General features: G+C 49.6%; 14 protein-coding genes and 1 pseudogene. 12 read left to right on the top strand and 3 right to left on the bottom strand.

Annotated features, from left to right (window positions below):
• Nucleotide 1: 1 nt before the first annotated feature.
• The 4 genes from ABC831_RS04600 to melA all read left to right on the top strand — a co-directional run bounded on the left by ABC831_RS04600 (nt 2) and on the right by melA (nt 5,067).
• Nucleotides 2-1,630 carry an extracellular solute-binding protein gene (locus tag ABC831_RS04600; protein WP_343247069.1) on the top strand — a complete coding sequence of 543 codons (1,629 nt, stop codon included), beginning with the start codon at nt 2-4 and terminating at the stop codon, nt 1,628-1,630.
• Nucleotides 1,627-2,526 carry an ABC transporter permease gene (locus ABC831_RS04595; RefSeq protein ID WP_343247068.1) on the top strand — a complete coding sequence of 300 codons (900 nt, stop codon included), beginning with the start codon at nt 1,627-1,629 and terminating at the stop codon, nt 2,524-2,526. Before ABC831_RS04600 ends, ABC831_RS04595 begins: the two co-directional genes overlap by 4 nt.
• A 47-nt stretch (nt 2,527-2,573) precedes the next feature.
• A complete protein-coding gene (locus ABC831_RS04590; protein ID WP_343247067.1) occupies nt 2,574-3,446 on the top strand; it encodes a carbohydrate ABC transporter permease in 873 nt (290 codons plus the stop codon).
• Nucleotides 3,447-3,573: 127 nt separating this feature from the next.
• Complete coding sequence (gene melA, locus ABC831_RS04585) at nt 3,574-5,067, top strand: alpha-glucosidase/alpha-galactosidase (RefSeq protein WP_343247066.1); 1,494 nt, start codon at nt 3,574-3,576, stop codon at nt 5,065-5,067.
• Between the two features lie 139 nt (nt 5,068-5,206).
• Here the strand turns inward: melA and ABC831_RS04580 are convergent, their stop codons facing one another.
• Nucleotides 5,207-6,496: a hemolysin family protein gene (locus ABC831_RS04580; protein ID WP_343247065.1), complete on the bottom strand. Its 1,290-nt coding sequence runs from the start codon at nt 6,494-6,496 to the stop codon at nt 5,207-5,209.
• Nucleotides 6,497-7,994: 1,498 nt separating this feature from the next.
• Between ABC831_RS04580 and yicI the strand changes: the two genes are divergently transcribed.
• From yicI to ABC831_RS04540, 8 genes and pseudogenes are all read left to right on the top strand, one after another.
• Nucleotides 7,995-10,352, top strand: coding sequence for an alpha-xylosidase (gene yicI, locus ABC831_RS04575; RefSeq protein ID WP_343247064.1), 2,358 nt, complete (start codon nt 7,995-7,997; stop codon nt 10,350-10,352).
• A 49-nt stretch (nt 10,353-10,401) separates the two neighbouring features.
• Nucleotides 10,402-11,292 carry a carbohydrate ABC transporter permease gene (locus tag ABC831_RS04570; protein ID WP_343247063.1) on the top strand — a complete coding sequence of 297 codons (891 nt, stop codon included), beginning with the start codon at nt 10,402-10,404 and terminating at the stop codon, nt 11,290-11,292.
• The gene (locus tag ABC831_RS04565; RefSeq protein ID WP_343247062.1) at nt 11,282-12,118 is read left to right on the top strand and encodes a carbohydrate ABC transporter permease; all 837 of its coding nucleotides are present in this window, start codon (nt 11,282-11,284) and stop codon (nt 12,116-12,118) included. Before ABC831_RS04570 ends, ABC831_RS04565 begins: the two co-directional genes overlap by 11 nt.
• Nucleotides 12,119-12,247: 129 nt before the next feature.
• Nucleotides 12,248-13,573 (top strand): ABC transporter substrate-binding protein, encoded by a 1,326-nt coding sequence (locus tag ABC831_RS04560; protein ID WP_343247061.1) that lies wholly within the window; start codon nt 12,248-12,250, stop codon nt 13,571-13,573.
• 17 nt (nt 13,574-13,590) lie between these two features.
• Nucleotides 13,591-16,068 carry a GH116 family glycosyl-hydrolase gene (locus tag ABC831_RS04555; RefSeq protein ID WP_343247060.1) on the top strand — a complete coding sequence of 826 codons (2,478 nt, stop codon included), beginning with the start codon at nt 13,591-13,593 and terminating at the stop codon, nt 16,066-16,068.
• A 186-nt stretch (nt 16,069-16,254) separates the two neighbouring features.
• Nucleotides 16,255-17,139: a nucleoside hydrolase gene (locus ABC831_RS04550; protein ID WP_343247059.1), complete on the top strand. Its 885-nt coding sequence runs from the start codon at nt 16,255-16,257 to the stop codon at nt 17,137-17,139.
• A gap of 21 nt (nt 17,140-17,160) precedes the next feature.
• Nucleotides 17,161-18,969, top strand: a complete 1,809-nt coding sequence (locus tag ABC831_RS04545) for a sensor histidine kinase (RefSeq protein WP_343247058.1) — start codon at nt 17,161-17,163, stop codon at nt 18,967-18,969.
• A pseudogene (locus ABC831_RS04540) lies at nt 18,947-20,497 on the top strand (response regulator transcription factor); the annotation flags it as partial. The gene ABC831_RS04545 and the pseudogene ABC831_RS04540, both read left to right, overlap by 23 nt.
• Before the next feature lie 39 nt (nt 20,498-20,536).
• Here the strand turns inward: ABC831_RS04540 and ABC831_RS04535 are convergent.
• Together ABC831_RS04535 and ABC831_RS04530 are read right to left on the bottom strand one after the other, a co-directional pair.
• Nucleotides 20,537-21,865 (bottom strand): MATE family efflux transporter, encoded by a 1,329-nt coding sequence (locus ABC831_RS04535; RefSeq protein WP_343247057.1) that lies wholly within the window; start codon nt 21,863-21,865, stop codon nt 20,537-20,539.
• A 174-nt stretch (nt 21,866-22,039) separates the two neighbouring features.
• Nucleotides 22,040-22,459, bottom strand: coding sequence for a VOC family protein (locus ABC831_RS04530; RefSeq protein ID WP_343247056.1), 420 nt, complete (start codon nt 22,457-22,459; stop codon nt 22,040-22,042).
• Nucleotides 22,460-22,862 lie beyond the last annotated feature (403 nt).

Here is a 22,862-nt window from a genome sequence, read left to right as displayed (position 1 = left end):
GATGAAGAGAATCTTGACATTTGGGCTGGCGTTGAGCATATGTCTCGCGGGCTGTTCCGCGAAGAACGGTACCGAACCCGCGCCGGAGGCGCCGAAACAAACCGCGGCCGCCTCACAGGAGGAAGAGGGACGCTACGATTCCACGCTGACCGTTTCCATGGTCAGGTATGTGTCGTCAGCTATGGAGGCCGCGCTGGCGAAGACAGAGAAGGGCGAGACGGCGGAGGAGAACAGGTATAATGAACTGTTCCGGGATAAATTAAATATTGAAATTGATTATGACTGGATATCCAGTGATTCCAACTATATCGAGAAGGTGGATATGGCCCTGGCTGCCAGTAATATTCCGGATTTTATGGCGGTGACCGCGTCCCAGGTAAAGCAGCTGTATGAGGCGGATCTGATCTGGGATATGACGGATATATATGAGAATTATGCCTCAGAGGCAGCCAGGACTAACATGGAGATGGAGGGGGATTCCACCTTCCGGGCAGTGACCTACGACGGGAAGCTGATGGCCATTCCCTCCACCTGGTCCTCCTATGGAAGCGCGCAGTTTCTGTGGATCCGTCAGGACTGGCTTAAGAATCTGGGCCTGCCGGAACCCACATGTATGGAGGATGTGGTGAAGATCGCCTACGCATTTGCCCAGCAGGATCCGGATCAGAATGGGAGCAGCGATACGACAGGGTTGGGGGTACAGCAGGACCTGACGGCTTCCGTGGGCGGTCTTAAGGGATTCTTTAACGGTTACGGGACTTATATAGGCACCTGGATTACGGATACGGAAGATCGTATCACCTATTCTGATATTCAGCCGGACGTCCAGGCTGTGCTGGGCCAGCTGAATAAGATGTATGAGGACGGGGTGATCGCCCGGGACTTCGGGACCACGAATGCAGATGGGCTGATTTCCAAGCTGACAGCCGGTTCCTGCGGCATGTTTTACGGTGAGCACTGGATGAGCCTGAATTTGCAGGCCTGCCGGGACATGGACCCGGAGGCAGACTGGAGGCCTTATCCTATCGTGGGCCTTACGCCGAACAGCGTCCCGAAGAACCAGATCGAGGTGGGAACCACCTATTACTGGGTAGCTTCCAAGCAGTGCGCCAACCCGGAGGCTATCATGAAGATGATGAACCTGATGTGGGATCTGGATGCTTATTATAAGAGCTCTGAGGATGCGGAGGAGGCCTGGTGGTTTTCCCCGATCTGGGTGCAGAATCCCCGGATCAACCTGGAGCAGTGGGAAAATGTCCAGAAACTGCTGGCGGGAGAGGAGGGGAACACAGAGGAGCAGCGCTGGAAACAGATAGAGGCGTATCAAGACGGAGACAACTCCCAGTGGGGAATCTGGATGATCTACGGAGACCCTGACTGTTCCATGAGTGTGCTGGACGCCTATCTGGAAAAGGATATGCTGCTGTATTCCGCCTTTTCCGGAGCGCCCACGAAGACGATGGCTGCCAACGGTGCGGTGCTGGACTCTCTGCGGGATACGGAATTCACGAGGATGATCACCCAGGGAAATATCAGTGGAACATTCGAAAGCTTTGTGCAGAACTGGAATCAGATGGGCGGAGAACAGATGACCCAGGAAGTAACCGATAGGATGAGGGATCAGCAATGAAGAAGAATGGGAGAAGGAATCTGCCCCTGTATTTGATGCTCATACCGGCCACCATCGTGCTGATAGTATTTGCCTATATACCTCTGTACGGTATCGTGCTGGCATTTCAGGACTTTGTGCCGGCGAAGGGACTGTTCGGCAGGCAGGAATGGGTAGGACTTCAAAATATCATCTATGCTTTTTCCCTGCCGGATTTCTGGCTGGTCGTGCGCAATACGGTAGTCATCGCGGCTGCCAAGTTAAGTTTGGGTCTGGTGGGAGCCGTAGCCGTGGCTGTGGCTCTGACGGCTATACCGTTTCGGCGGTTCCGAAAGGCGGTTCAAACTACTGTCTATCTGCCCCACTTTATTTCCTGGGTGGTGCTGGCCGGTATTTTTACCGATATGTTGAGTCCGTCCGGCGGCGTGGTCAATCAGATCATCACCTGGGCGGGCGGGGAGGCTGTATATTTCCTGGGAGATAAGAGAACATTTCCCGCCGTCATGATTCTGACGGATATATGGAAGGAGATAGGGTTCAGTTCTATCGTGTACTACGCGGCCCTGATGGGGATCGATCCGGCCCTGTATGAGGCCGCGCAGCTGGACGGTGCCGGTTTCCTGGCCAAGCTTCGGTACGTGATGCTTCCTGGGATTATGCCGATTATTATACTGATGGGCCTGCTGAGCATTGGGAATATTTTTAATGCAGGCTTTGATCAGATATTCAATATGTACAGTCCCCAGATCTATGAGACGGGAGACGTGCTGGATACACTGATCTACCGGCTGGGACTTATGCAGCGGCAATACGGTGTATCCGCAGCGGTTAGCCTGGTGAAATCCTCTATCACGGGGGTGATTATGGGAACGGTGTACTATGTGACATATAAGCATATGGATTATCGGATCTTCTGATGAACCGGGGCTTTTGTTACAGTGACGAAGAAAATGGAGCAAGGCAGATGAAGAGAGAAAAATGTAGTTTTACAGGTGTGGTGATCAGTGTGCTGATGGGAGCCTTTGCCCTTACCTGTATCTTTATAGTGGTACATATACTGGCGGTTTCGCTGAGCGGAAAGGGACCTGTTACCGCGGGAAGTGTGATCCTGTTTCCGGTGGAGTGTAATCTGGAGTCCTACGAGTATATTTTAAAGCAGCAGGCGTTCTGGAAGGCGATGGGGACCACCATCCTCAGGTGCGCGGTGGGGATGTCCATTAACTTCGTCCTTACGGTACTTACGGCTTATCCCCTGTCCAGAAGCCAGAGGGAATTCCGGATCCGTACCTTCTATGTTTGGTTTATGTTTATCACTACCATATTCAGCGGCGGGCTGGTGGCTTATTATGTGCTGATCTATAATGTGCTTCAGATCAATAATACGATCTGGGCCCTGGTCCTGCCCACAGCGCTGCCCGTGTTCAACGTGGTGCTGATGATTAATTTCTTCCGGGACGTTCCCAAGGAGCTGGAGGAAGCGGCAGTGATGGACGGAGCGGGGCATTTCCGTATCCTGTTCAGTCTGTATATACCCCTGAGCAAGCCGGCGCTGGCCACGGTGACGCTGTATACCTTTGTCTCCCATTGGAACAGCTGGTTTGACGGACTGATCTACATGGACTTCACGGAGAAATATCCTCTGGCTACCTTCCTGCAGAGAGTAATCGTGGCCAATGACAGCTCCGCTATGCGGACAATCGTGGATCTTACCCAGATATCGGAACGCTCCACCAGATCCGCACAGATTTTTTTGGCAATGCTGCCCATCTTGTTGTTCTTCCCTTTTGTGCAGAAATATTTTACTCAGGGGATTATGGTGGGAGGAATCAAGGGATAGGGTTTTTGCCGGGATGTGAAATAAAAAAGAGAGGTGCTGGAAAAACAGCACGATTGGAGGAACGGTTGAACATAAAGATGTTCACCCATACCTATATGTGCATAAAACAGCACGATTGGAGGAAAGCATGAGTATTAAGATTGCATTTATTGGAGCGGGCAGTCTGGGTTTTTGCAGACAGCTGCTAACGGATATACTGTCGGTACCTGAGCTTCGGGACGCTAAGATCTCATTTACGGATGTGAATAATAAGAATCTGGCGATGGTGAGCGAGCTGTGCCAGAGAGATATGGAAGCCAACGGACTGCCGACCCGCATTCAGTCTACCGTGGATCGGCGGGAAGCCTTCCGGGGAGCGAAGTATATCATCAATTGTATCCGTCAGGGAGTGCTGGAAGCCTTTGAGACGGATGTGGAGATTCCTTTGAAATACGGGGTGGACCAGTGCGTGGGAGACACACTGTGCACAGGTGGGATCATGTACGGACAGCGGACGATCATAGAGATGCTGGATATCTGCAGGGATATCCGCGAATACGCACTGCCCGGCGCCCTGCTGCTGAATTATACCAATCCCAACGCTATGGTAACCTGGGCCTGTAATCAATATGGCGGTGTTCCTACCATCGGCCTGTGCCACGGCGTTATGCACGGAGAGATGCAGATCGCGGATGCGCTTGGGATTTCCAGGAAGGAACTGGACTTTACATGTGCAGGGCTCAACCATCAGACCTGGTACATCTCTGTGAAGCATAAGGGCAGAGAACTGACAGGAGAACTCTATGAAGCATTTTTAAAGCAGCCGGAGATGGTTCAGAAGGAAAAGGTCCGTCTGGACGTGATGAAACGGTTCGGATACTATTCTACGGAATCCAATGGGCATTTGTCCGAGTATTTGGCCTGGTATCGGAAGGATCCTGAGAAACTGAAGGACTGGATCGACATTTCCTCCTGGATCGGAGGGGAGACTGCCGGATACCTGCGGGTATGCCGGGAGGGCAGAAATTGGTTCGAGGCAGATTATCCCCAGCTTCTTAAGGAGCCTCCTAAGTCATATGACGGAAGCATGAGAGGGCAGGAACATGGATCCTATATCATAGAATCCCTGGAGACCGGCCGTGGATACAGGGGACATTTCAATGTGATGAACGGGCACTGTATTACGAATCTGCCCGAAGAATGTGTGGTGGAGGTTCCCTGCTACGTGGACGGCAACGGGATATCCGTGCCCCCGGTAGGAGATCTGCCCCTGGGATGCGCAGCCATCTGCTCTCAGTCTGCGTGGGTACAGAAGCTGGCCGTGGAGGCGGCAGTTCATGGGGACGTACAGCTATTAAAGCAGGCAGCCATGCTGGACCCCCTCACCGGCGCCGTATGCTATCCGGAAGAGATATCCCAGATGATCGATGAGATGCTCATAGCCCAGGAACGATGGCTGCCTCAGTACGGCCAGGCCATCCGGGACGCCAGGGAGCGCATCGCCAAAGGCGATCTTCTGCCGGTGAGAGAGGGCTATCGGGGGGCGGTACGCATAAAGGAACAGACGGTAGAGGAGATGTCTCTGAACAAGGAGAAAAATCGGGCGCTGGCCAATGCAGCGGCTAAGGAGTTGGTGAAATAATTTGGTATGATTCGCAAAAGAGGGGCTGGAGGATATGATTTATTCATTTCCTAACAGCTCCTTTTTGCACGTATATTTTCTGTACGTTATACAGGTATATTTTTGAAAGCATGGGCCATATTTGCAGCTTTCATTGGCACTACAGCCGGACCAGCGTTCGCTCAATCCGGTGATTGATTACTTCTTCCACCTGGATGGAGAGTCCGCAGAACTCACAGGTGAAAGTCTCCCCGTTATCGGGGATTCTTCCGATGCTGCCGCAGATAAATCCACTGAAGGTATCATATTTATCAGTAGGCATAGAAATCTTGAGTGCCTCGGCTACCTCATCCAGTTCAGCAGAACCCCGGATCATCCATTCATTGTCACTGAGCTTTACAATTTCTTCGACGGGCGGCTCATCATCACTCTCATTCAGATCTCCCACTAATACTTCCATTAAGTCATGCAGTGTTACGATACCGGTCAGGCCGCCATATTCATCGATGGCAACTGCGAAATATACCCCTGATTTCTGCATATTCTGAAATAATGTGCTGGCTTTCATGCCTTCCGGAATGAAATAAGGTTCATCCATCGCGTGTTCCGCCAGATACTCTTTGGATTTATCCGGGGAACGGAAATAATCACGGGCGTCCAGAATGCCGATGATATCATCCGGATTCTCCTGACAGACCGGATAATAGGTATGTCTGTTATGGTAAATGACTTGTTCCCACTCCTCAATGGTATCCTCCATGCTCAGAAGAACGATGTCCATCCGGTGCGTACAGAGCTGCTCCACGGAGATATCATCAAATTCAAATACATTCTGAATCATTTCGGTTTCCCGGGAATCAATCGTCCCCTGCTCATTGCCGGCGGCCAGCATCATACGGATTTCTTCCTCAGAGACTTTTTCGCCTTCCTCCTCCGGATTCATCCGCATCAGCCGAAGGATCGCGTTGGTGGAAACCGTCAGTAAAAACACCAGCGGAGCAAAGAGTTTAGAAACGAAGTAGAGCATACCAGACATACCAAGTGCCATGGATTCCGCCTTCTTCATAGCGATTCGTTTTGGTACCAGTTCCCCGAACACAAGGCTGAAATAAGCCAGTATTAATGTGATCAGAAAGACGGAAATAGAATTCAGGATATTTTCCGGAATAGGGACACCGGCATTTATCATAAGATCAACCAACGGGCCTGCAAAATTATCTGCGGCGTAAGCACTGCCTAAGAGGCCGGCCAGTGTAATCGCTACCTGTATGGTAGCCAGAAAACGGGCGGGCTGCTCGGTAAGCGCCCACAACTTGGCGGCGCGTTTGTCACCGTCAGCGGTTAATTTTTTGAGTTTTGTGTCGTTCATAGAGATTACAGCGATCTCCGCGCTGGCAAATACCGCATTCAAAAATATTAAAACAATCTGTAAAAGTATGGGTCCAACCATAAGTGTGTTCCTCCTATAATCATGTTTCAGAGTCCAATAAAAAGTCTGATAAGTCTGATAAAATCACAAAAAGGCATAGCCTGTCACCGGATACCCGGACAGACTATACCTTTATATATTCAAGACTCTGCATGGAGTGGTTCTTTTTATATGATCAGCCGCACTATCTCCGTCGCTACTGTCATCCATGCTTTTCATCACATCCTTACTCAAATAATTGGTATTAAAATAGCATATTTCAAAGGCAATGTCAACTGGACTTTTCCTTTGAGCGAGGCCTTTGGACGAGGGCCGTGGTTACCATGCATGGTTAATTAGGAGAAGCGGGGGAGTTGAGTGAGGGCCGGGATGAGAGGGAAAGGACGGGGCCGGGCGGAACCAGGCGGGAATTCTCTTGGGGCCAAATCACTTCGGCCGGACCTAAGAACGGCTAACTACGAAGGCAGGAGAACCTCTTATTAGCAGGGCCTGGAACAAACTCGCCAAAGGACGGCTCGGACAGTGTTCCAGGCCCTGCGAGGTTCTCCAGCCTTCTGCGTAAGCCGTTCTAAGGCCCGGTCTCAAGTGATTTGGCCCCAAGAGAATTCCCGCCTGGTTCCGCCCGGCCCCGCCCTTTCCCTCTCATCCCTGCGTTATAAAAAGCCTTTTTCCATGTTCTACGTGTCATGTTCAATAAATGAAACACGATGGATTCCTATACCAAAGGGAACGGCTATGCAGCACCCTCTCCCCCGAAGGGAATGCATTAAGGGATGCGGTAAAGAATACTGTAAAGTACACCTTATGGAGCAGCGGATATCGCGTCCTGCCCGAGGGACATGCATTAAGCGATTCTGTAATCTCTACCATATGGTGATTGTTGCTCATTGGCAAGACACAAAGTTTCTAAAGAAAAATTTCTTAAATTAATTAAAATATCAAAACTAGATCTAAAAACCTAAAGACAGAAAATCCTTTAAAAAACTAAGGCTGTCGGAACATGGAACATAGCTCATAGTAACGTAGGGCTGGGAGGAAAGCGGCGTGCTTTGGGGAACCGGGGGCAGCTCTCGCGGGGCCAAATCACTTGAGACCGGGCCTTAGAACGGCTTACGCAGAATACGGGAGAACCTCGCAGGGGCTGGAACACTGTCCGAGCCGTCCTTTGGCGAGTTTGTTCCAGGCCCTGCTAATAAGAGGTTCTCCCGTTTTCGTAGTTAGCCGTTCTTAGGTCCGGTCGAAGTGATTTGGCCCCGCGAGAGCTGCCCCCGGTTCCCCAAAGCACGCCGCTTTCCTCCCAGCCCGGCCCAAAGTACAGAGCCCAAAGTTAATCCCTCCTTTGGTAAAGTTGGCTACGATAGTAACAGCCGATAGGCACGCAGATTTATGAATCCACATCTGCCGGGATATTATTGTAGTTTTGTGGATAGATATCTGCCTGGAAAACTATAAGATAAAATTATCAGGGGATTTAGCATTGTATGCAATTTGATGAAAAAGGAGAGCGAGGCGGGAAAGTATGAAATTTACGGAAGGAACCTGGGAAAAGAATGAAAGGGCGCATATGGTCTATGCTGTCCAGGCATATCAGTTTGAGATAATTGAAAATGGTATCCGTATCACTGCTCCGGCTAAGAAGATCCGGGGCAGGGCGGATGCGCTGGACACACCAACCATCACAACGGAGATCACAGGTGCGGATCAGAAGATACTACGGGTCCGCAGCTACCATTTTCAGGGATATGTAAGAAAGACGCCTAAGTTTCAGAAGAAAACGCATCCGGTGCCGGCAGCGGTTGAGGAAACGGAGAGGGAGGTGATTTTAAGAACCGGCGCGTTTACTGTGAAGATTGAAAAAGAGGAATGGCAGCTTACCTTTGAAGCCGGCGGTAAGAGGTTAACCAGCTGCGGATTCCGTAATTTGGGGTACGCCCAATATGACCGCCGGCCTTTGACCATACTGCCGGGAGAAGGTTATATGAGAGCACAGTATCAGCCCTATATGGTAAGCGAGCTATCGCTAAATCCGGGAGCGTGCGTATATGGCCTGGGAGAACGGTTTACCGCTTTTGTGAAAAATGGTCAGACGGTGGATTGCTGGAACGAGGATGGTGGGACTTCGTCCCAGATTTCCTATAAAAATGTTCCGTTTTATATGACGAATCAAGGGTATGGGGTGTTTGTGGATCACACAGATCCGGTTTCTTTTGAGATAGCAAGTGAAAAAGTGGAATATGTGGGGGCCAGCGTACCGGGGGAGGAGATCAGTTATTATCTGATCTACGGTGAAAACATGAAAGAAATACTGGAGGGTTATACCGGGCTGACAGGCCGGCCGGCCCTTCCTCCGGCCTGGTCCTTCGGCCTGTGGCTGAGCACCTCATTTACGACGGAATATGACGAGCGGACGGCCAACGAATTTATCCGGGGGATGCGGGAACGGGAGATACCGATTCGGGTGTTTCATTTTGATTGTTTCTGGATGCGGGCGCTTCACTGGTGTGATTTTGAATGGGACCCTCAGACTTTTCCCGACGTGCCAAAGATGCTGTCCCGCTACCGGGAGCAGGGATTAAAGATCTGCGTATGGATCAATCCTTACATAGCCCAGGGGACAAAAATGTTTCAGGAAGGGATGGAACACCATTATCTGCTGATGCGCGCCGATGGAAAAGGGGTGAAGCAGATTGATAACTGGCAGCCGGGAATGGGACTGGTAGATTTTACAAATGCGGAGGCGGCAGAGTGGTACTGCGACCGGTTGAGACGGCTGATCGACCTGGGCGTGGACTGCTTTAAGACGGATTTTGGTGAGCGTATCCCTGTAGATGTGGTATACGCGGACGGTTCGGATCCACTGGCCATGCATAATTATTATACCTATCTGTACAACAAATGCGTGTATCAGGTGTTGAAAGAAAAAAACCCCGGGGAGCCGGCGGTCCTGTTTGCGCGAAGTGCAACCGCGGGCTGTCAGCAGTTTCCGGTTCACTGGGGAGGTGACTGTAACGCTACCTTTCCGTCTATGGCGGAGACGCTGCGGGGCGGATTGTCTTTCCTGATGTCCGGATTTGCTTTTTGGAGCCATGATATGGGCGGGTTCGAGATGACTTCTTCCCCGGCGGTATATAAGCGCTGGGTCCAATTCGGCCTGTTGTCTACCCACAGCCGTCTTCATGGTTCGAAGAGTTATCGGGTTCCGTGGCTGTTTGACGAGGAAGCATCCGATGTCTGCAGGGAATTTACACGGTTAAAATACAGGTTGATGCCTTATTTGTATGGAATGGCTGCGGCAGCCCATGAGACGGGGGTGCCGGTCATGCGTCCGATGGTCCTGGAGTTCGAGGATGACCCGGCTACGGCTTATCTGGACATGCAGTATATGCTGGGGGATATCATTTTAGCCGCCCCGGTTTTCCGGGAGGATCAGAGGGTGGACTACTATCTGCCGGAAGGGATATGGACCCATCTGCTCTCGGGAGAATGCAGGATGGGAGGACGCTGGTACCGGGAAAGTTATGATTTCCATTCTCTGCCGCTGTTCGTAAGGCCGAACTCCATTCTGCCTCTGGGAAGCTGCTGTACCAGACCGGATTATTGTTATACGGATGGGCTGGAACTGCATATTTTCCAGATGAAGGAGGGCCAAACGGCACATTGCAGTGTGCCTGACCTGGACGGAAAAGAGATATTCAGGGCAGATGCGGTACTGGAACAAGGGTGCCTCAACATACAAGTATCAAAACTTACTGAGAATCTGAACATCATCCTGCGGGGCATCGACGAGATCGTGCGTGCGGATCACGCTATGATAACCGGTACGAATCAGGGGATCCTTTTAAGACCAGAGGACACACAGATAAAAGTGTGGCTGTGACAGCGGAAATGGCGGAACGAGTGAAAAACAGATAGATGGGGGTATGATTTTGGAAAAGCGAAGAAAGAAGAACAAGATACTTTTAGCACTCGGATTTATGATGCCGGCATATGTTTTTATCCTGTTTGCTTTCCTGATACCGGGAACCTGGAATATCGTCCTGTCCTTTCAGGAGTGGGATGGATTCAATGAGAAAAAGTTTGTATTATTTGAAAACTATAGAAAAGCCTTTCATGACAGTCTGTTTTTGAAAAGCATCTCGAATTCGGTGCTGATTGCTGTCGTCAGTATGTTAGGCGCTGCCTTGCTGGGACTGCTGCTGGCCATGATAATTTACCGGCTCGGTAAAAAGGAGGGGGCCCTGTACCGGCTGATCATATTTATGCCTGCCATGATTCCGGTTTCCATCATAGGTCTGCTGTTTACCTTTATCTATAATTCTGATATGGGTCTGCTGAATCAGCTACTGCGGACCATCGGGCTTGAGAATCTGATGACTGCCTGGCTTGAGAATTCTTCCACCGTACTGCCCTGTGTGATGATTGTCGGAGTCTGGCGGCTGATCGGGATGCCCATGATGCTGTGTTATGTCGCTTTGCAGGCGGTACCCACTTCTTTGCTGGAGGCGGGCAGAATCGACGGGGCCGGCTATTTCAAGCAGATGTTTCATATTATGCTCCCGCTGATCAAACCGACGATCGCTTTGTCTATGGTATTCGTGCTGCTGAATGCGTTCAAGACGTATGACCTGGTCTATGTTCTGACCAAGGGAGGGCCGGCCAACGCTTCCATGACGGTACCGATCTATATGCAGAAGACGGCTTTTACTTACAGCAAATTCAGCTATTCCTCCACTATGGGGGTTCTGACGGCAGTGGTTGTCATAGTGATTGTGATACTGACACGACGGGCGATGAAGGGAGAAGCTTATGAATTCTAAAAAGTGGAATGCTGCGGATGTGGTATGCAGGCTTCTGGTGTTGGGGGCAGTTCTTGTTACACTCTATCCGATTGTATTCGTGAGCCTGACTTCGCTGAAAGCGACATCTGAGTTTTATACGAACATCTGGGGGATACCAAGAGAGTTCAAGTGGTCGAATTATTACAGTGCCTGGGTAACCAGCAGAATCGGAGAGTATTTTAAAACCAGCATTATCGTGGTGGGAATATCGGTCCTTATGGTGCTGGTATGCAGCGCTTTGGCGGGTTACGCGCTCTCCAGGCTGAAGGTCAGATATGTCAGCGCGGCTGCTGTATCGATTATCCTGATCACCCAGCTTATGCCGCTGGAATCGGTGATCATGCCGCTGTATCTGATGATGAGCAGGATGAAATTACTGAATGGATATCTGACTTTGATCCTGCCATATATTGGCTGGGGTATGCCGCTGACCGTCCTGATTTATAAAAACTATTTTGATACGATTCCGCAGGAACTGATGGAAGCCGCGAAGATTGACGGGTGTTCGGAAATACAGTGCTTTATGAGGATCGCGGTCCCGGTTATGAAGCCTGCCACAGCCACCAATGCGATCTTCAATTTTGTGGGTTTGTGGGGAGAATTGCTATGGGCTTCGGTGTCGACAGCAACTTCCCGGTTCGGGACTTTACCGGTGGGGATTATCAGCTTCCGGCAACAGTTTGCCACAGATTGGGGACCTATGTCGGCGGCGATCTGCATTGTGATTCTGCCATTGATCCTGATCTTTTGCTTTTTGCAGAAATATTTTGTGCAGGGCCTATCCAATGGGGCGGTTAAGGGATAAGAATCACAGATATATGGATTTTTTTGTAGATTTGCAGCCTATTTCTTTTGGAGCGAATTGATTAAAATATAGTGGTAGGAAACACATGGGGGAAGGAAGTGACTCCCACTCAGAAAAGGAGAGAAGCTTATGGAGAAAAAAGTATTGGCGTTGGCACTGGCAGTTCTGTTGACTATTGGGATGATAGCCGGATGCGGGGGAGAAGCTGGCAAGGATAGCGGTTCCTCACAGAACCAGGCGGGTAATGGGGCGGAACAAAACGAAACCGACCCGGTAAAGCCTCAGGAAAATAAGGAAAAAACCAAGGTAGTGTGCTATGTGGTCAGTACCTCCACTACCTCCCAGGAGCCGATCTGGAACGCAGTAAAAGAGAAATTCGCAGACCGGTATGAGATCGAACTGCTGGAGGTAGACACAGAGAATCTGGATACGGTGATCAAGACCGGTATTGCTTCGGGGGAGCCGGCGGATATTTATTTTAAGCAGGGCCAGTATCTGAAAACCTATGTGGATGCGGGTCAGGCACTGGATCTGACTCCGTACCTGACGGAAAACGACAGCGAATGGCTGAACACTCTGGATCAGAGCCTGATGGAAGTGGGGAAATATGATGGAAAGTACTATTCCATTCCGTTCACGGGTGTCTACGGCAACTTTTACTATAATGCGGATCTGTTAAAAGAGGCAGGTATCGAAATTCCGGCGGAATGGACCTGGGAGCAGTTTATGGAGGTCTGCGGGCAGATCGATGAAAAGACAGAAGTATATCCTTACGCGATCTGTGGACTGTGTAATGATTTCATGACAAGAAATGCATTGCTCAGTCTGTCTAATGACGCCGGAACCATCGAGGCGTGGGGGAATGGAGAGATCGCAGCAACGGACCCTCTGCTAAAAGAGTGTCTGGAACAGACGAAAGAACTCTATGACAAAGGGTATTGGTACCCCAAGGACGGTGCAATGATTACTACCAGAGATGAGGTGATCGCCGCTTTCCATCAGGAGAAGGTTGCAATTATCGGGGATGTAAACGCGGTATCCGGTATGGTGTCGGAAGGCTGTGATTTTAACATAGGAATCGCCGCATGGCCCAAGGCTGGGAGTGAGAATATTAGTTTGGGCGGTGCTGACGCTTACTTTATTCCATCTAACGCGCAGCATCCAGATGAGGCAGTTGAGATTTTGAAAGAATTCACCAGTGCCGGGATGCAGCAGATTCACGCGGATTATGGGTTTGCCCCTGTAAATATAAATGTAACCTCATCGGATCCTCTGGTAAAGCAGTTCGCAGAGCTGAAAACCAAGATTTATGGCTCAGAGCTTATGTATATTTCTACTGAGATGACGGCATTCTGGCAGGATGTATTGATCGAGGATTATTGTCTGGAGACCAGTACTGTGGAGGATCTGCTGAATCAGATGGAAGCGCTCCGGCAGGAAGCGGTACAACAATAAGATAAAAGGGGAAGTATATGAGAGCAGAAGACCGAATCTATCCATTGACTGAGATTTATAGTGACAATACCCAGAAAACCTATGACCGGGAGGCGAAAGCCTGTGATTTCCTGCTGGGCGGAATCGGAACCGGGAATATATCCGTAGGGGCCAGAGGAGAACTGCGCAGTTGGCAGATTTTCAACCAGCCTGCTCTGGAAAATAGTAATCCGTATACTTTTTTTGCGATCCGTACACAGGAAACGGATGGAAGAATCACGGCGAAAGTGCTGGAATCGGAGTATACGCCGCCGTTTGCGAAGGCACAGGGATTTCTCCGTAGCGAGGTGGCGGGCTGGCCGAGATGTACCGGTTCCGTGCTTAGCTCAAAATATCCGTTTGTGGAGGTGAAATTCCGGGATAAGGATCTGCCCGTAGAAGTATCGATGGAAGCGTTTACGCCTTTTATTCCGCTGAACGCGGATGATTCGGGAATTCCTGGCGCGTACATCCGTTATCAGGTGTCTAATCCCACCAGCCGGCCGGTTACGGTCTCCGTGGCCGGTTCCCTGAACAACGCGGTCGGGTTTGAAGACTATGATATGTTTGACATTATGACTTTTCGAGGGCAGCGTTTGAATGAAAAAAGGACAGAGGATTCCATGTGCGGAATCTATGAGTCCGGGGAACAGGTACCGGAAAATATGCTGAGTAACGGGACTATGGTCCTGGCTACATCGGATATGGATGCGACGATCCGTCCCTATTGGCTCCAGGGACAATGGACGGACGGGGCGGAGGATTTCTGGGATGATTTTACTTCCGACGGAGAGATGGAGGAATCCTCCGAAACAGATGCGTTGGGCTGCAGGATGGCGGAACTGTTTGATTTTACTTACCTGCACTTTTTAAGCAGGGTGGGTACCGTCTGCAGTAAACGTGTGGTAGAACCGGGAACAACGGAAACGTTTGAATTCGTGATCACCTGGCACTTCCCAAACCGGGTGAAGGGATGGCCGGATACGATGGAAGCATTAGATGCCGTCGGCAGCGGTGAGTATGAGACGATCCGGAACTATTATGCTGTCCGATTTGCGGATGCCTGGGATGCGGCCCGGTATCTGCTGAGGGAGAAGAACCGTCTGGAGGCCCAGTCCAGGATGTTTTCAGAGGCATTTTATCAGACGACTCTGCCGGGTTATGTCCTGGAGGCGGTTGCCAATAATATCACGGTACTGCGCAGCCCGACGTGCTTTCGGATCGAGAACGGGGATTTCCTGGGCTGGGAAGGTGTGGACCGGACAGCCGGCTGCGGATCGGGTACCTGTACCCATGTGTGGAACTATGCGCAGACCGCAGCCTATCTGTTCCCGGAACTGGAACGGTCTATGCGCAGAATCGAGTTCCTGAAAGAGACCAGAGCGGACGGTCATATGGCCTACCGGACCTTCCGGGGGCTGGGACTGAAACAGTGGGATATGCTCCCCAGCGCGGACGGCCAGCTGGGCGCGGTAGTCCGTATCTACAGAGAGTGGAAATTAAGCGGGGACGATGAATTCCTGCGGGAATGCTGGGAGCCTATACTGCGTTGCATGGAGTTCGCGCGCAGGACCTGGGATCAGGACGGGGACGGGCTGTTCGAACAGGCGCAGCATGTTACCTATGATACCGAATTATATGGAATTACCAGTATGGTCAGTACCATCTATCTGGCTGCGTTAAAGGCGGCGGCTGAGATGGCGGAATATCTGGGAGAAATCAAAAAAGCCGGTGAATTCCGTGAGATTTTCGAAAAAGGAAGTAAAAAACTGGATGAGATAAGTTTCAATGGGGAGTATTACATACAGATTCTGGAAAATCCGGAACGGTACCGCTACCAGTACGGGGAAGGCTGCCTGGCCGACCAGCTTCTGGGACAGTACATGGCGCACTGCGCGGGCCTGGGATATGTGCTGGACACCGCTCATGTAAAGACAGCGGTGGAATCCATATTCCGCTATGATTTTATCCGGCAGGCCAGAGATTATGTACACGGCGAGCGGGCCTTTATCCTGAATGAGGAATCAGGACTTACGCCGTGCACCTGGCCCAAAGGCGGGAAGCCCAGATTTCCATTTACCTATTACGGCGAGGTCTGGACGGGGATCGAATACGAGGTGGCTGCATTACTTCTCTTCGAAGGACTGACCGAGGAAGGGCTCACTGTGGTGAAGGCTGTCAGGGAGCGCCATGACGGATATAAGAGGAATCCCTGGTCCGAGGTGGAGTCCGGGAATTACTATACCAGGTCTATGGCCAGCTACGGAGTCTATCTGGCTCTGACCGGGTTCTCCTTTGACCACGGCAGCCATACCCTATCGTTTAAGCCGCAGGTGAACGAAGAGGATTTCAGCGGATTCTGGTGCAACGGCAGAGCTTGGGGTACCTACCGGCAGAAACGCAATCCAGCCAGCGGGGAACTGGAAAAATCCATGGAAGTGTTATATGGGGATGACACGGGACTGCGGCTGGTCTGAAGCAGCGGAGAGGGAGCGGTGAAACAAAAAGATGTTTCCCCATCCCTCTATGGTGGGAAAATGCACATATGATGGTAAAAAATGGTAAGAAGTTGTCTGAATGTTGCAAGTGCATTATAATACTATGTATAACCAGACAACCCGTACGTTACAGGAATTAAGGAAGGAATAGGGGAGGACTGGGTGGTGGCAAAAAAACAGATTATAATTGACACGGATATCGGGGATGATGTGGACGATGCATTTGCTATAGCGTTGGCACTGGTAAGTCCGGAAATTGAACTGATGGGGATTACGACAGTCTTTAAGAATACATATGCCCGGGCAGAACTGGCACTGGCTGTTCTGGAGCACTACGGCCGTACTGATATTCCGGTATATGCGGGCTGCGGGCGGCCGCTTAAAAACCAGGCGGATACGGCGGAGATGCCGGCCCAACACCGTATGATTCCAGTGAAAAAACGGGATATCCAGCCGGGGGACGCGGCAGAGTATATCATCAGTCAGGTACGTAATTATCCGGAGCTGACCGTTGTGGGCATCGGACCATTGACTAATCTGGCGCATGCGTTTTTAAAAGCACCGGAAGTTATGAAGCGGTCCCGCTTAGTCCTGATGGGGGGCACGTATAACCGGATGTATCCCGAGTGGAATATTTTGTGTGATCCTGAGGCGGCGAAGATTGTATTAGAGTCAGGAGCTGATGTGATCATCGCGGGACTTGATGTGACCACAAAATTAAAACTGGGCCGGGAGGAACTGGCTCAAATCCATGGCTGCAGTTCTGACCGGGAGGTGTTTCTGGCTGATCTGATGAATATTTGGTATGAAAGATCAGGAGCTGTTGTATTACATGATCCATTAGTGGTTCTATATATGATTCAACCTGATTTGTTGAGGCTTGCGCCGTCTAATGTGTGTGTTGAATTAAACGGTGAAGCCACCAGAGGCCTCACCTACCGGGTGAATGACTGGTGGGGCAATTTTGAATCCGGACCGGTGAAGGTAGCGATAGATGCTGATGCTGATGCTGCAGTGTCTATGTTTATGAAACGTGTATTTACTGCTTAAACAGGCAGTGGGGGAATGCAGATGAAAACTTCTGTCATCCAGAAATTCAGGGATATGTCGATTATTAAGAAATTTCGTCTCAGTGTGATAGTGATTCTATTTATACCCATGATTCTTATTTTCGCTGTCATTTTTTACCAGTCCTATTCCGAGCTGAAGAGTAAAATGATCGATAATTCCAGAATCTCCATGAGGCAGTCGGAGCGAAGTATCCGGAACATCGTGGAGGAAACGGAATACCTCTCCTTGTCCATGCTGATTGACGACAATATCCAGAAGCTCTGTAAGCAGTACGTGTTGGAAAACAGCACGATGGATTCCGCCAAGCGCCAGCTCTATGTCTCCTTGCAGGACGCGGTGAAATCCAAGTCTTACATCGATTCCATCAGTATCAGTTATAACAGCGACGTTTTGTTCCAATATGGAAATAAAGTGGAAAAAGAGGACGGAAAATTTGAAAAAGCGGCAATGGAAATGGGAGGGAGGGCCTTCTGGTCACAGGCATACCAGCTTGTGTACCAGGAGGCTGGTGCTGCTTCCCACTATGTCATTTCCTATCTGCGGGCGTTCATGGACGTATCGAAATATAACCAGCCCATCGGTCTGCAAAGGATCAGTATCAATGAGGAAGAATTAAGCAGCACTTTCGCATCTCTTTCGTCAGATAACCGTTCCGAGGCCTTTGTGATGAACGGAGACGGCAGCATCCTGTCCGCATTAAACAAAGATATTATAGGACGGAGTATTCAGGAGATTTATCCCGGGTTCGGACAGGCACTGCAGGACCGTTACGGATATTTTGAGACGAAAGTAAACGGCGTCAGGATGATGGTGATCTATCAGGATATCGAGGGTACACAATGGAAACTGGTACAGGCCATCCCGGCCTATATGCTGGTGGCTTCCTCCCGGTCCCTGTTTGTATTCCTGCTGCTCGAATTCCTGCTGCTGGTATTATTCAGCGTTATCTTCTCCAGAATAGAAAATTACGCGATGATCCGGCCGATCTATGCGCTGTCCAAGGAAATGTCGAAGGTGAAGGACGGAAATTTTGATGTGCGGATTCACAGGGAATCACGGGATGAGATCGGCCTGCTGACGGAATCTGTGGAGGAAATGCTGCAGCGCACGAAACAGTTGATTGATAAAGTTTATGTAAGCCAGATCAGAGAAAAAGAATCGGCATACAAAGCTTTGGAGGCCCAGATTAACCCGCATTTTTTATACAATGTACTGGATTCTATCCATTGGATGGCAGTCCGGCAGAAAGACTGGGAGGTCAGCGACCGGATCGAGGCGTTGTCTGAGCTATTCCGCCATGTGTTAAACAAGGGAGACTCCGTCACCACGATAGGGGCTGAGATCAAATATTTGAAGAATTATCTTTATTTACAAAAGAATAAATTTGCCGGACGCATTCATGTGTGTATCGATGTGGACGACGAACTGCTTAAGTGCCAAACCCTGAAACTGCTGATCCAGCCTCTGGTAGAAAATGCGATCCAGCACGGCATGGCGGAAAAAGAGGGGATTGGAAATATCAGCGTCTGGATCGAGAGAACAGGTCAGGATCTGTGTATCCATGTGGAAGACGACGGGTTGGGTGCGGATGAAACTAAAATACGGAGATTGATATACACGAAAGAGGATACGGAGGAACCAGGCGGCGCTTTCGCCCTGAAAAATATTCATGAACGGGTCCAGATGCATTATGGGGCGCAATATGGACTTACCTTTGAAAGCATGGAACAGGTGGGAACCGTGGTTACCGTAAAGATTCCGTATATGTCAGGAGGAGAGAGCGGGCATGAAGCTGCTGATCGTGGATGATGAGCCGGATATCAGGGAAGGCATCCGGGCGGGAATTGACTGGGAAAGTTTTGGAATCGAAAAAACGCTGTCCGCGGCAGACGCTTTCGAGGCTCTTCGGATCTGCGAGAAAGAACAGCCGGAGATACTGATCACGGATATCAGCATGCCGCGTATGTCCGGTATCGAACTGATCGAAAAATGCAAAACACTTAATCCGCATTTGCGCAGTATCTTACTCAGTGGTTATTCTGAATTCGAGTATGCGAAACAGGCGATCCGGCTGGGTGTGACCGCATATGAAGTAAAACCAATGAAGGTAAACCGTTTAAAGGATCTCGTATTGAGAATGAAAGAGGAGATCGAGGCGGAACGCAGAAAAGACAGCGCCTGGAAACTGGACGATTATGCCGACAGCTGTTATTTTATTAAAAAATTAGTACAGTCGAAAGGGATTATGCCCGGACAGCAATATGCCCAGGGGATGAATGCGTTGAGCCTTGTTCAGGAGGACCATATCCTTTGTATGTACCTTCAGACGGACCGGTACGGTCACGGTCAGGAAATTATCTGTGAAAATAAAGAATGGATGGAGAGATTGAACGGCCTTTGTGAAAAATGGCTGGGGGAACATCAATTCTTTCTGGTGAAACTCCGGGCGGAAGTCTCGCTTCTGCTCTGGAAAAATGCGGAACATAAGCAGAGAGTTATTCCGCAGCTGTTTCGTGAAGGTAACGATATGACCAGAGCCATGTTTCAGATTACATTTTCTATGGGAGTGGGGAATGAAGGGACTATGAGCGATTTTTATACCCTGTATACGCAGGCCAGGATGGCGGCCCGCAATAAGATATATACAGGCCGTGCATCACTGCTATATTACAGTGATGATCGGAATAAGAAGGATATCAGCAGCCATTACCTGGTAGACACGAAAATGTACGAGACACTTCAGCGGGAATACGTGGACGGTGAGATGGAGAAGGTACGGGCCATATTGGATGGGGCGTTCCGGGACATCCGGGAACAGCGGTCCTATACCTATACGGCTCTGAAAGATTTCTGCGTGGATCTGGTGAATCTCCTTTACCGGATCTGTCAGGACTGCAGCCTGAATCAACCGAAAAGCTGCGGAGAAGTAATAGAAGATATGGATTCTGTCTGTGATACGATCGAAGAGTTCGGGACCTACATTCAAAAGCTCTATGAGGAATGGCATCTCAAGATCCGGGCGATGAGCTGCCCGACTGGCAATAGAGTGATTCAGGAGACAGTTGACTATGTAAAAAAACATTTTACCCAGGAGCTTTCCATCGAAGAAATCGCCAGAGACATGGGGGTCACACCGAATTACTTAAGCCATCTGTTTAACCGGGAAATGAAGGTGACATTCCGGGAATATCTGAACCAGTATCGAATATACAAGGCGAAATGGTATCTGGAAAATACCAACGATAAGGCCTATGAGATAGCGGGAAAGGTAGGATTTCGGGAATATAAGCATTTTGCACAGATATTCAAAAAGTATGAGGGGTGCTCTACGCTGCAGTACCGGAACCAGATAGGAAAGAGGGGAATACAGATACCTTTAAGGAGCGGGCCTGCGAATCCGGTAATAAAGGAGTCCTGTCAGGTCAGCCAAAGCCCATCCGATGGGAATCGCCCACCAGATAGCCCGCAGCCCGAACGCGGGAATCGGTGCCAGCAGATAGGAGAGCGCTACGCGGGTGCCCAGGGAGATGATTGTGAGAATCACGGAAATACCGGGACGCCCCAGCCCGCGGTATAGCCCATACAGCAGGGACAGGCAGCCGATTCCGCAGTAACAGGCTCCCTCTATCCTCAGATATCCGGTTCCGATCCGGATAATCTGCGTTTCCTCGGGACGGATGAAGAGCGTCATCAGACCCGGGGCAAACGTGAACACCAGAAATGAGATCAGCACGCAAAATACAACAACGATAAGGATCGAAGACTTCAGCCCCTTCCGGATGCGGTCCGTATTTTTCGCGCCGCTGTTCTGGGCGATATAGGTGGCGAACGCGTTCCCAAAGTCCTGGACCGGCATGTAGGCAAAGGAATCGATCTTCACCGCTGCGGCAAAGGCGGCCATTACCGACACGCCGAAGCTGTTCACCAGTCCCTGAATCATAAGAATTCCAAAATTCATAACCGACTGCTGCACACAGGTCAACAGGGAATACTGGGCGATCTGCCCGGCGATTCCACGGTCAAAATGCATATCTTCTCTGGTCCAGAACAAATGCGCCGCACGGAGCCGGCAATAAAGAAACAGCCCCGCGGCTGAGATGCCCTGGGCGGTAACTGTAGCTACAGCGGCTCCGGCCACTCCCATATGGAATACAAGGATAAATAAAAGATCCAGTACAATATTGATCAGGGCTGATGCCGCCAGAAATACAAGCGGGATGGATGAATTCCCCACAGACCGGAGCAGGGCCGCGAAATAATTGAAAAAGAACGTAAAAACAATACCCAGGAAAATGATGAAAAGATAATCTCTGGTCAATGAAAAAATATCTGCCGGAATCTGCAGCGCCCGAAGCAGCGGATCAATCAGGACCAAAGCGGCAGCTTCCAGGACCACTGTAATTCCCCCAATGAATAGGAAGGACACAAAAAAGCTCTTCTTCATATCGTGTTCCCGATGGGCGCCGTAAAGCATGGAGAACAGAATCCCGCTTCCCATGCATAAGCCTAATATAATAGAAGTCAAAAAAACCATGACACTGTAAGAAGATCCCACAGCCGCCAACGCGTCGGCTCCCAGAAAACGGCCGACGATCAGCGTGTCGGCAATGTTATAAAACAGCTGGAGCAGATTACCGGCGATGATCGGCGCGGCGAACAATAAAATCGACCGTGTAACGGGTCCTTTGGTCAAATCTCTTTCCATAATTGCACTTCCGATATGTAAGTTTATAATTACGTTTAGTAATTACATCTTATAATAAGAAGCGTATAAAGTCAACTACAATGCGTAAACACCTGTTCAATGCGTCAAACACCTGTTCAACGCCTTATTCGGAACAATCCCATAGTGAACTGTGAATAGTAATTCCATGCCGGATCAGCGCCCCGGAGACTCATCGGCCACAATATTCCAGCTGATGCCAAAACGGTCAATCAATCCGGCATGAAATGTACTGTAAAAAGTTTCCGTGGGAGGAAGCGTAATGACGGCATCCTGACTTAGTACTTCGAAAATACACCTGGCATCTGCGGCCGTGGAAACAGGAACTGACAACTTTACCATTGTACCCTTAGTCACCGGTTCCACTGCTTCATCCGCAAACCAGAAATTCGTCTGACAGATCTGCATTTCCGCATGCAGAATCCAGTCTTTCAGATTCACCGGCAAATCGGCTGCGCCCTCCGGGATATAATCACCGTAGGTCTGAACAGACTGTACGGAAGTACCAAACGCTTTTGAATAAAACTGCAATGCTTCCCGGCAATCTCCGGAAAATGTCAGATATGGTATAACCATAGTTCATTCCTTCTTTCTCATATAGTCTTTTATAAAAATAATTATACATATATCCGCAGCTGTTAGATAGGGTCTGATCTGTTTTCATGATAGATTTTATGTTTTGTCCTTGTGGAGAAAGGCAAAACCCTTAGACCGTTGTTGAAAGATTCACCATATATTGTAAGTAAATAAAGAAGCTGACAGTAAAAAAATTTGACGGAAAGAAATTGACTCAATAAGAACTTGCCTTTTAAAACAGACCGGTCTATTATGAAAACAGAATTTAAGTAAATATCACAGCAATACAGGATTATTTCGATGTAAATTAATGTAAATGAATTCAATACAAATAATTTCAATACAAATAAGTTCATTACAAATAAATTCATTACAATTAAATTCATTACAAATAAATGCCAAA

This window comes from Diplocloster hominis, from assembly GCF_032380655.1.
GTDB lineage: Bacteria > Bacillota > Clostridia > Lachnospirales > Lachnospiraceae > Diplocloster > Diplocloster hominis.
This window is presented reverse-complemented; position numbering and strand designations above follow the sequence as displayed.

What these genes read in the sequence shown, in the direction of transcription:
- ABC831_RS04545 (WP_343247058.1), top strand. Translation starts at nt 17,161, where the DNA reads ATGAAAACTTCTGTCATCCAGAAATTCAGGGATATGTCGATTATTAAG.
- ABC831_RS04600 (WP_343247069.1), top strand. Translation starts at nt 2, where the DNA reads ATGAAGAGAATCTTGACATTTGGGCTGGCGTTGAGCATATGTCTCGCG.
- ABC831_RS04595 (WP_343247068.1), top strand. Translation starts at nt 1,627, where the DNA reads ATGAAGAAGAATGGGAGAAGGAATCTGCCCCTGTATTTGATGCTCATA.
- ABC831_RS04535 (WP_343247057.1), bottom strand. Translation starts at nt 21,865, where the DNA reads ATGGAAAGAGATTTGACCAAAGGACCCGTTACACGGTCGATTTTATTG.
- ABC831_RS04560 (WP_343247061.1), top strand. Translation starts at nt 12,248, where the DNA reads ATGGAGAAAAAAGTATTGGCGTTGGCACTGGCAGTTCTGTTGACTATT.
- melA (WP_343247066.1), top strand. Translation starts at nt 3,574, where the DNA reads ATGAGTATTAAGATTGCATTTATTGGAGCGGGCAGTCTGGGTTTTTGC.
- ABC831_RS04590 (WP_343247067.1), top strand. Translation starts at nt 2,574, where the DNA reads ATGAAGAGAGAAAAATGTAGTTTTACAGGTGTGGTGATCAGTGTGCTG.
- ABC831_RS04580 (WP_343247065.1), bottom strand. Translation starts at nt 6,496, where the DNA reads ATGGTTGGACCCATACTTTTACAGATTGTTTTAATATTTTTGAATGCG.
- yicI (WP_343247064.1), top strand. Translation starts at nt 7,995, where the DNA reads ATGAAATTTACGGAAGGAACCTGGGAAAAGAATGAAAGGGCGCATATG.
- ABC831_RS04530 (WP_343247056.1), bottom strand. Translation starts at nt 22,459, where the DNA reads ATGGTTATACCATATCTGACATTTTCCGGAGATTGCCGGGAAGCATTG.
- ABC831_RS04565 (WP_343247062.1), top strand. Translation starts at nt 11,282, where the DNA reads ATGAATTCTAAAAAGTGGAATGCTGCGGATGTGGTATGCAGGCTTCTG.
- ABC831_RS04555 (WP_343247060.1), top strand. Translation starts at nt 13,591, where the DNA reads ATGAGAGCAGAAGACCGAATCTATCCATTGACTGAGATTTATAGTGAC.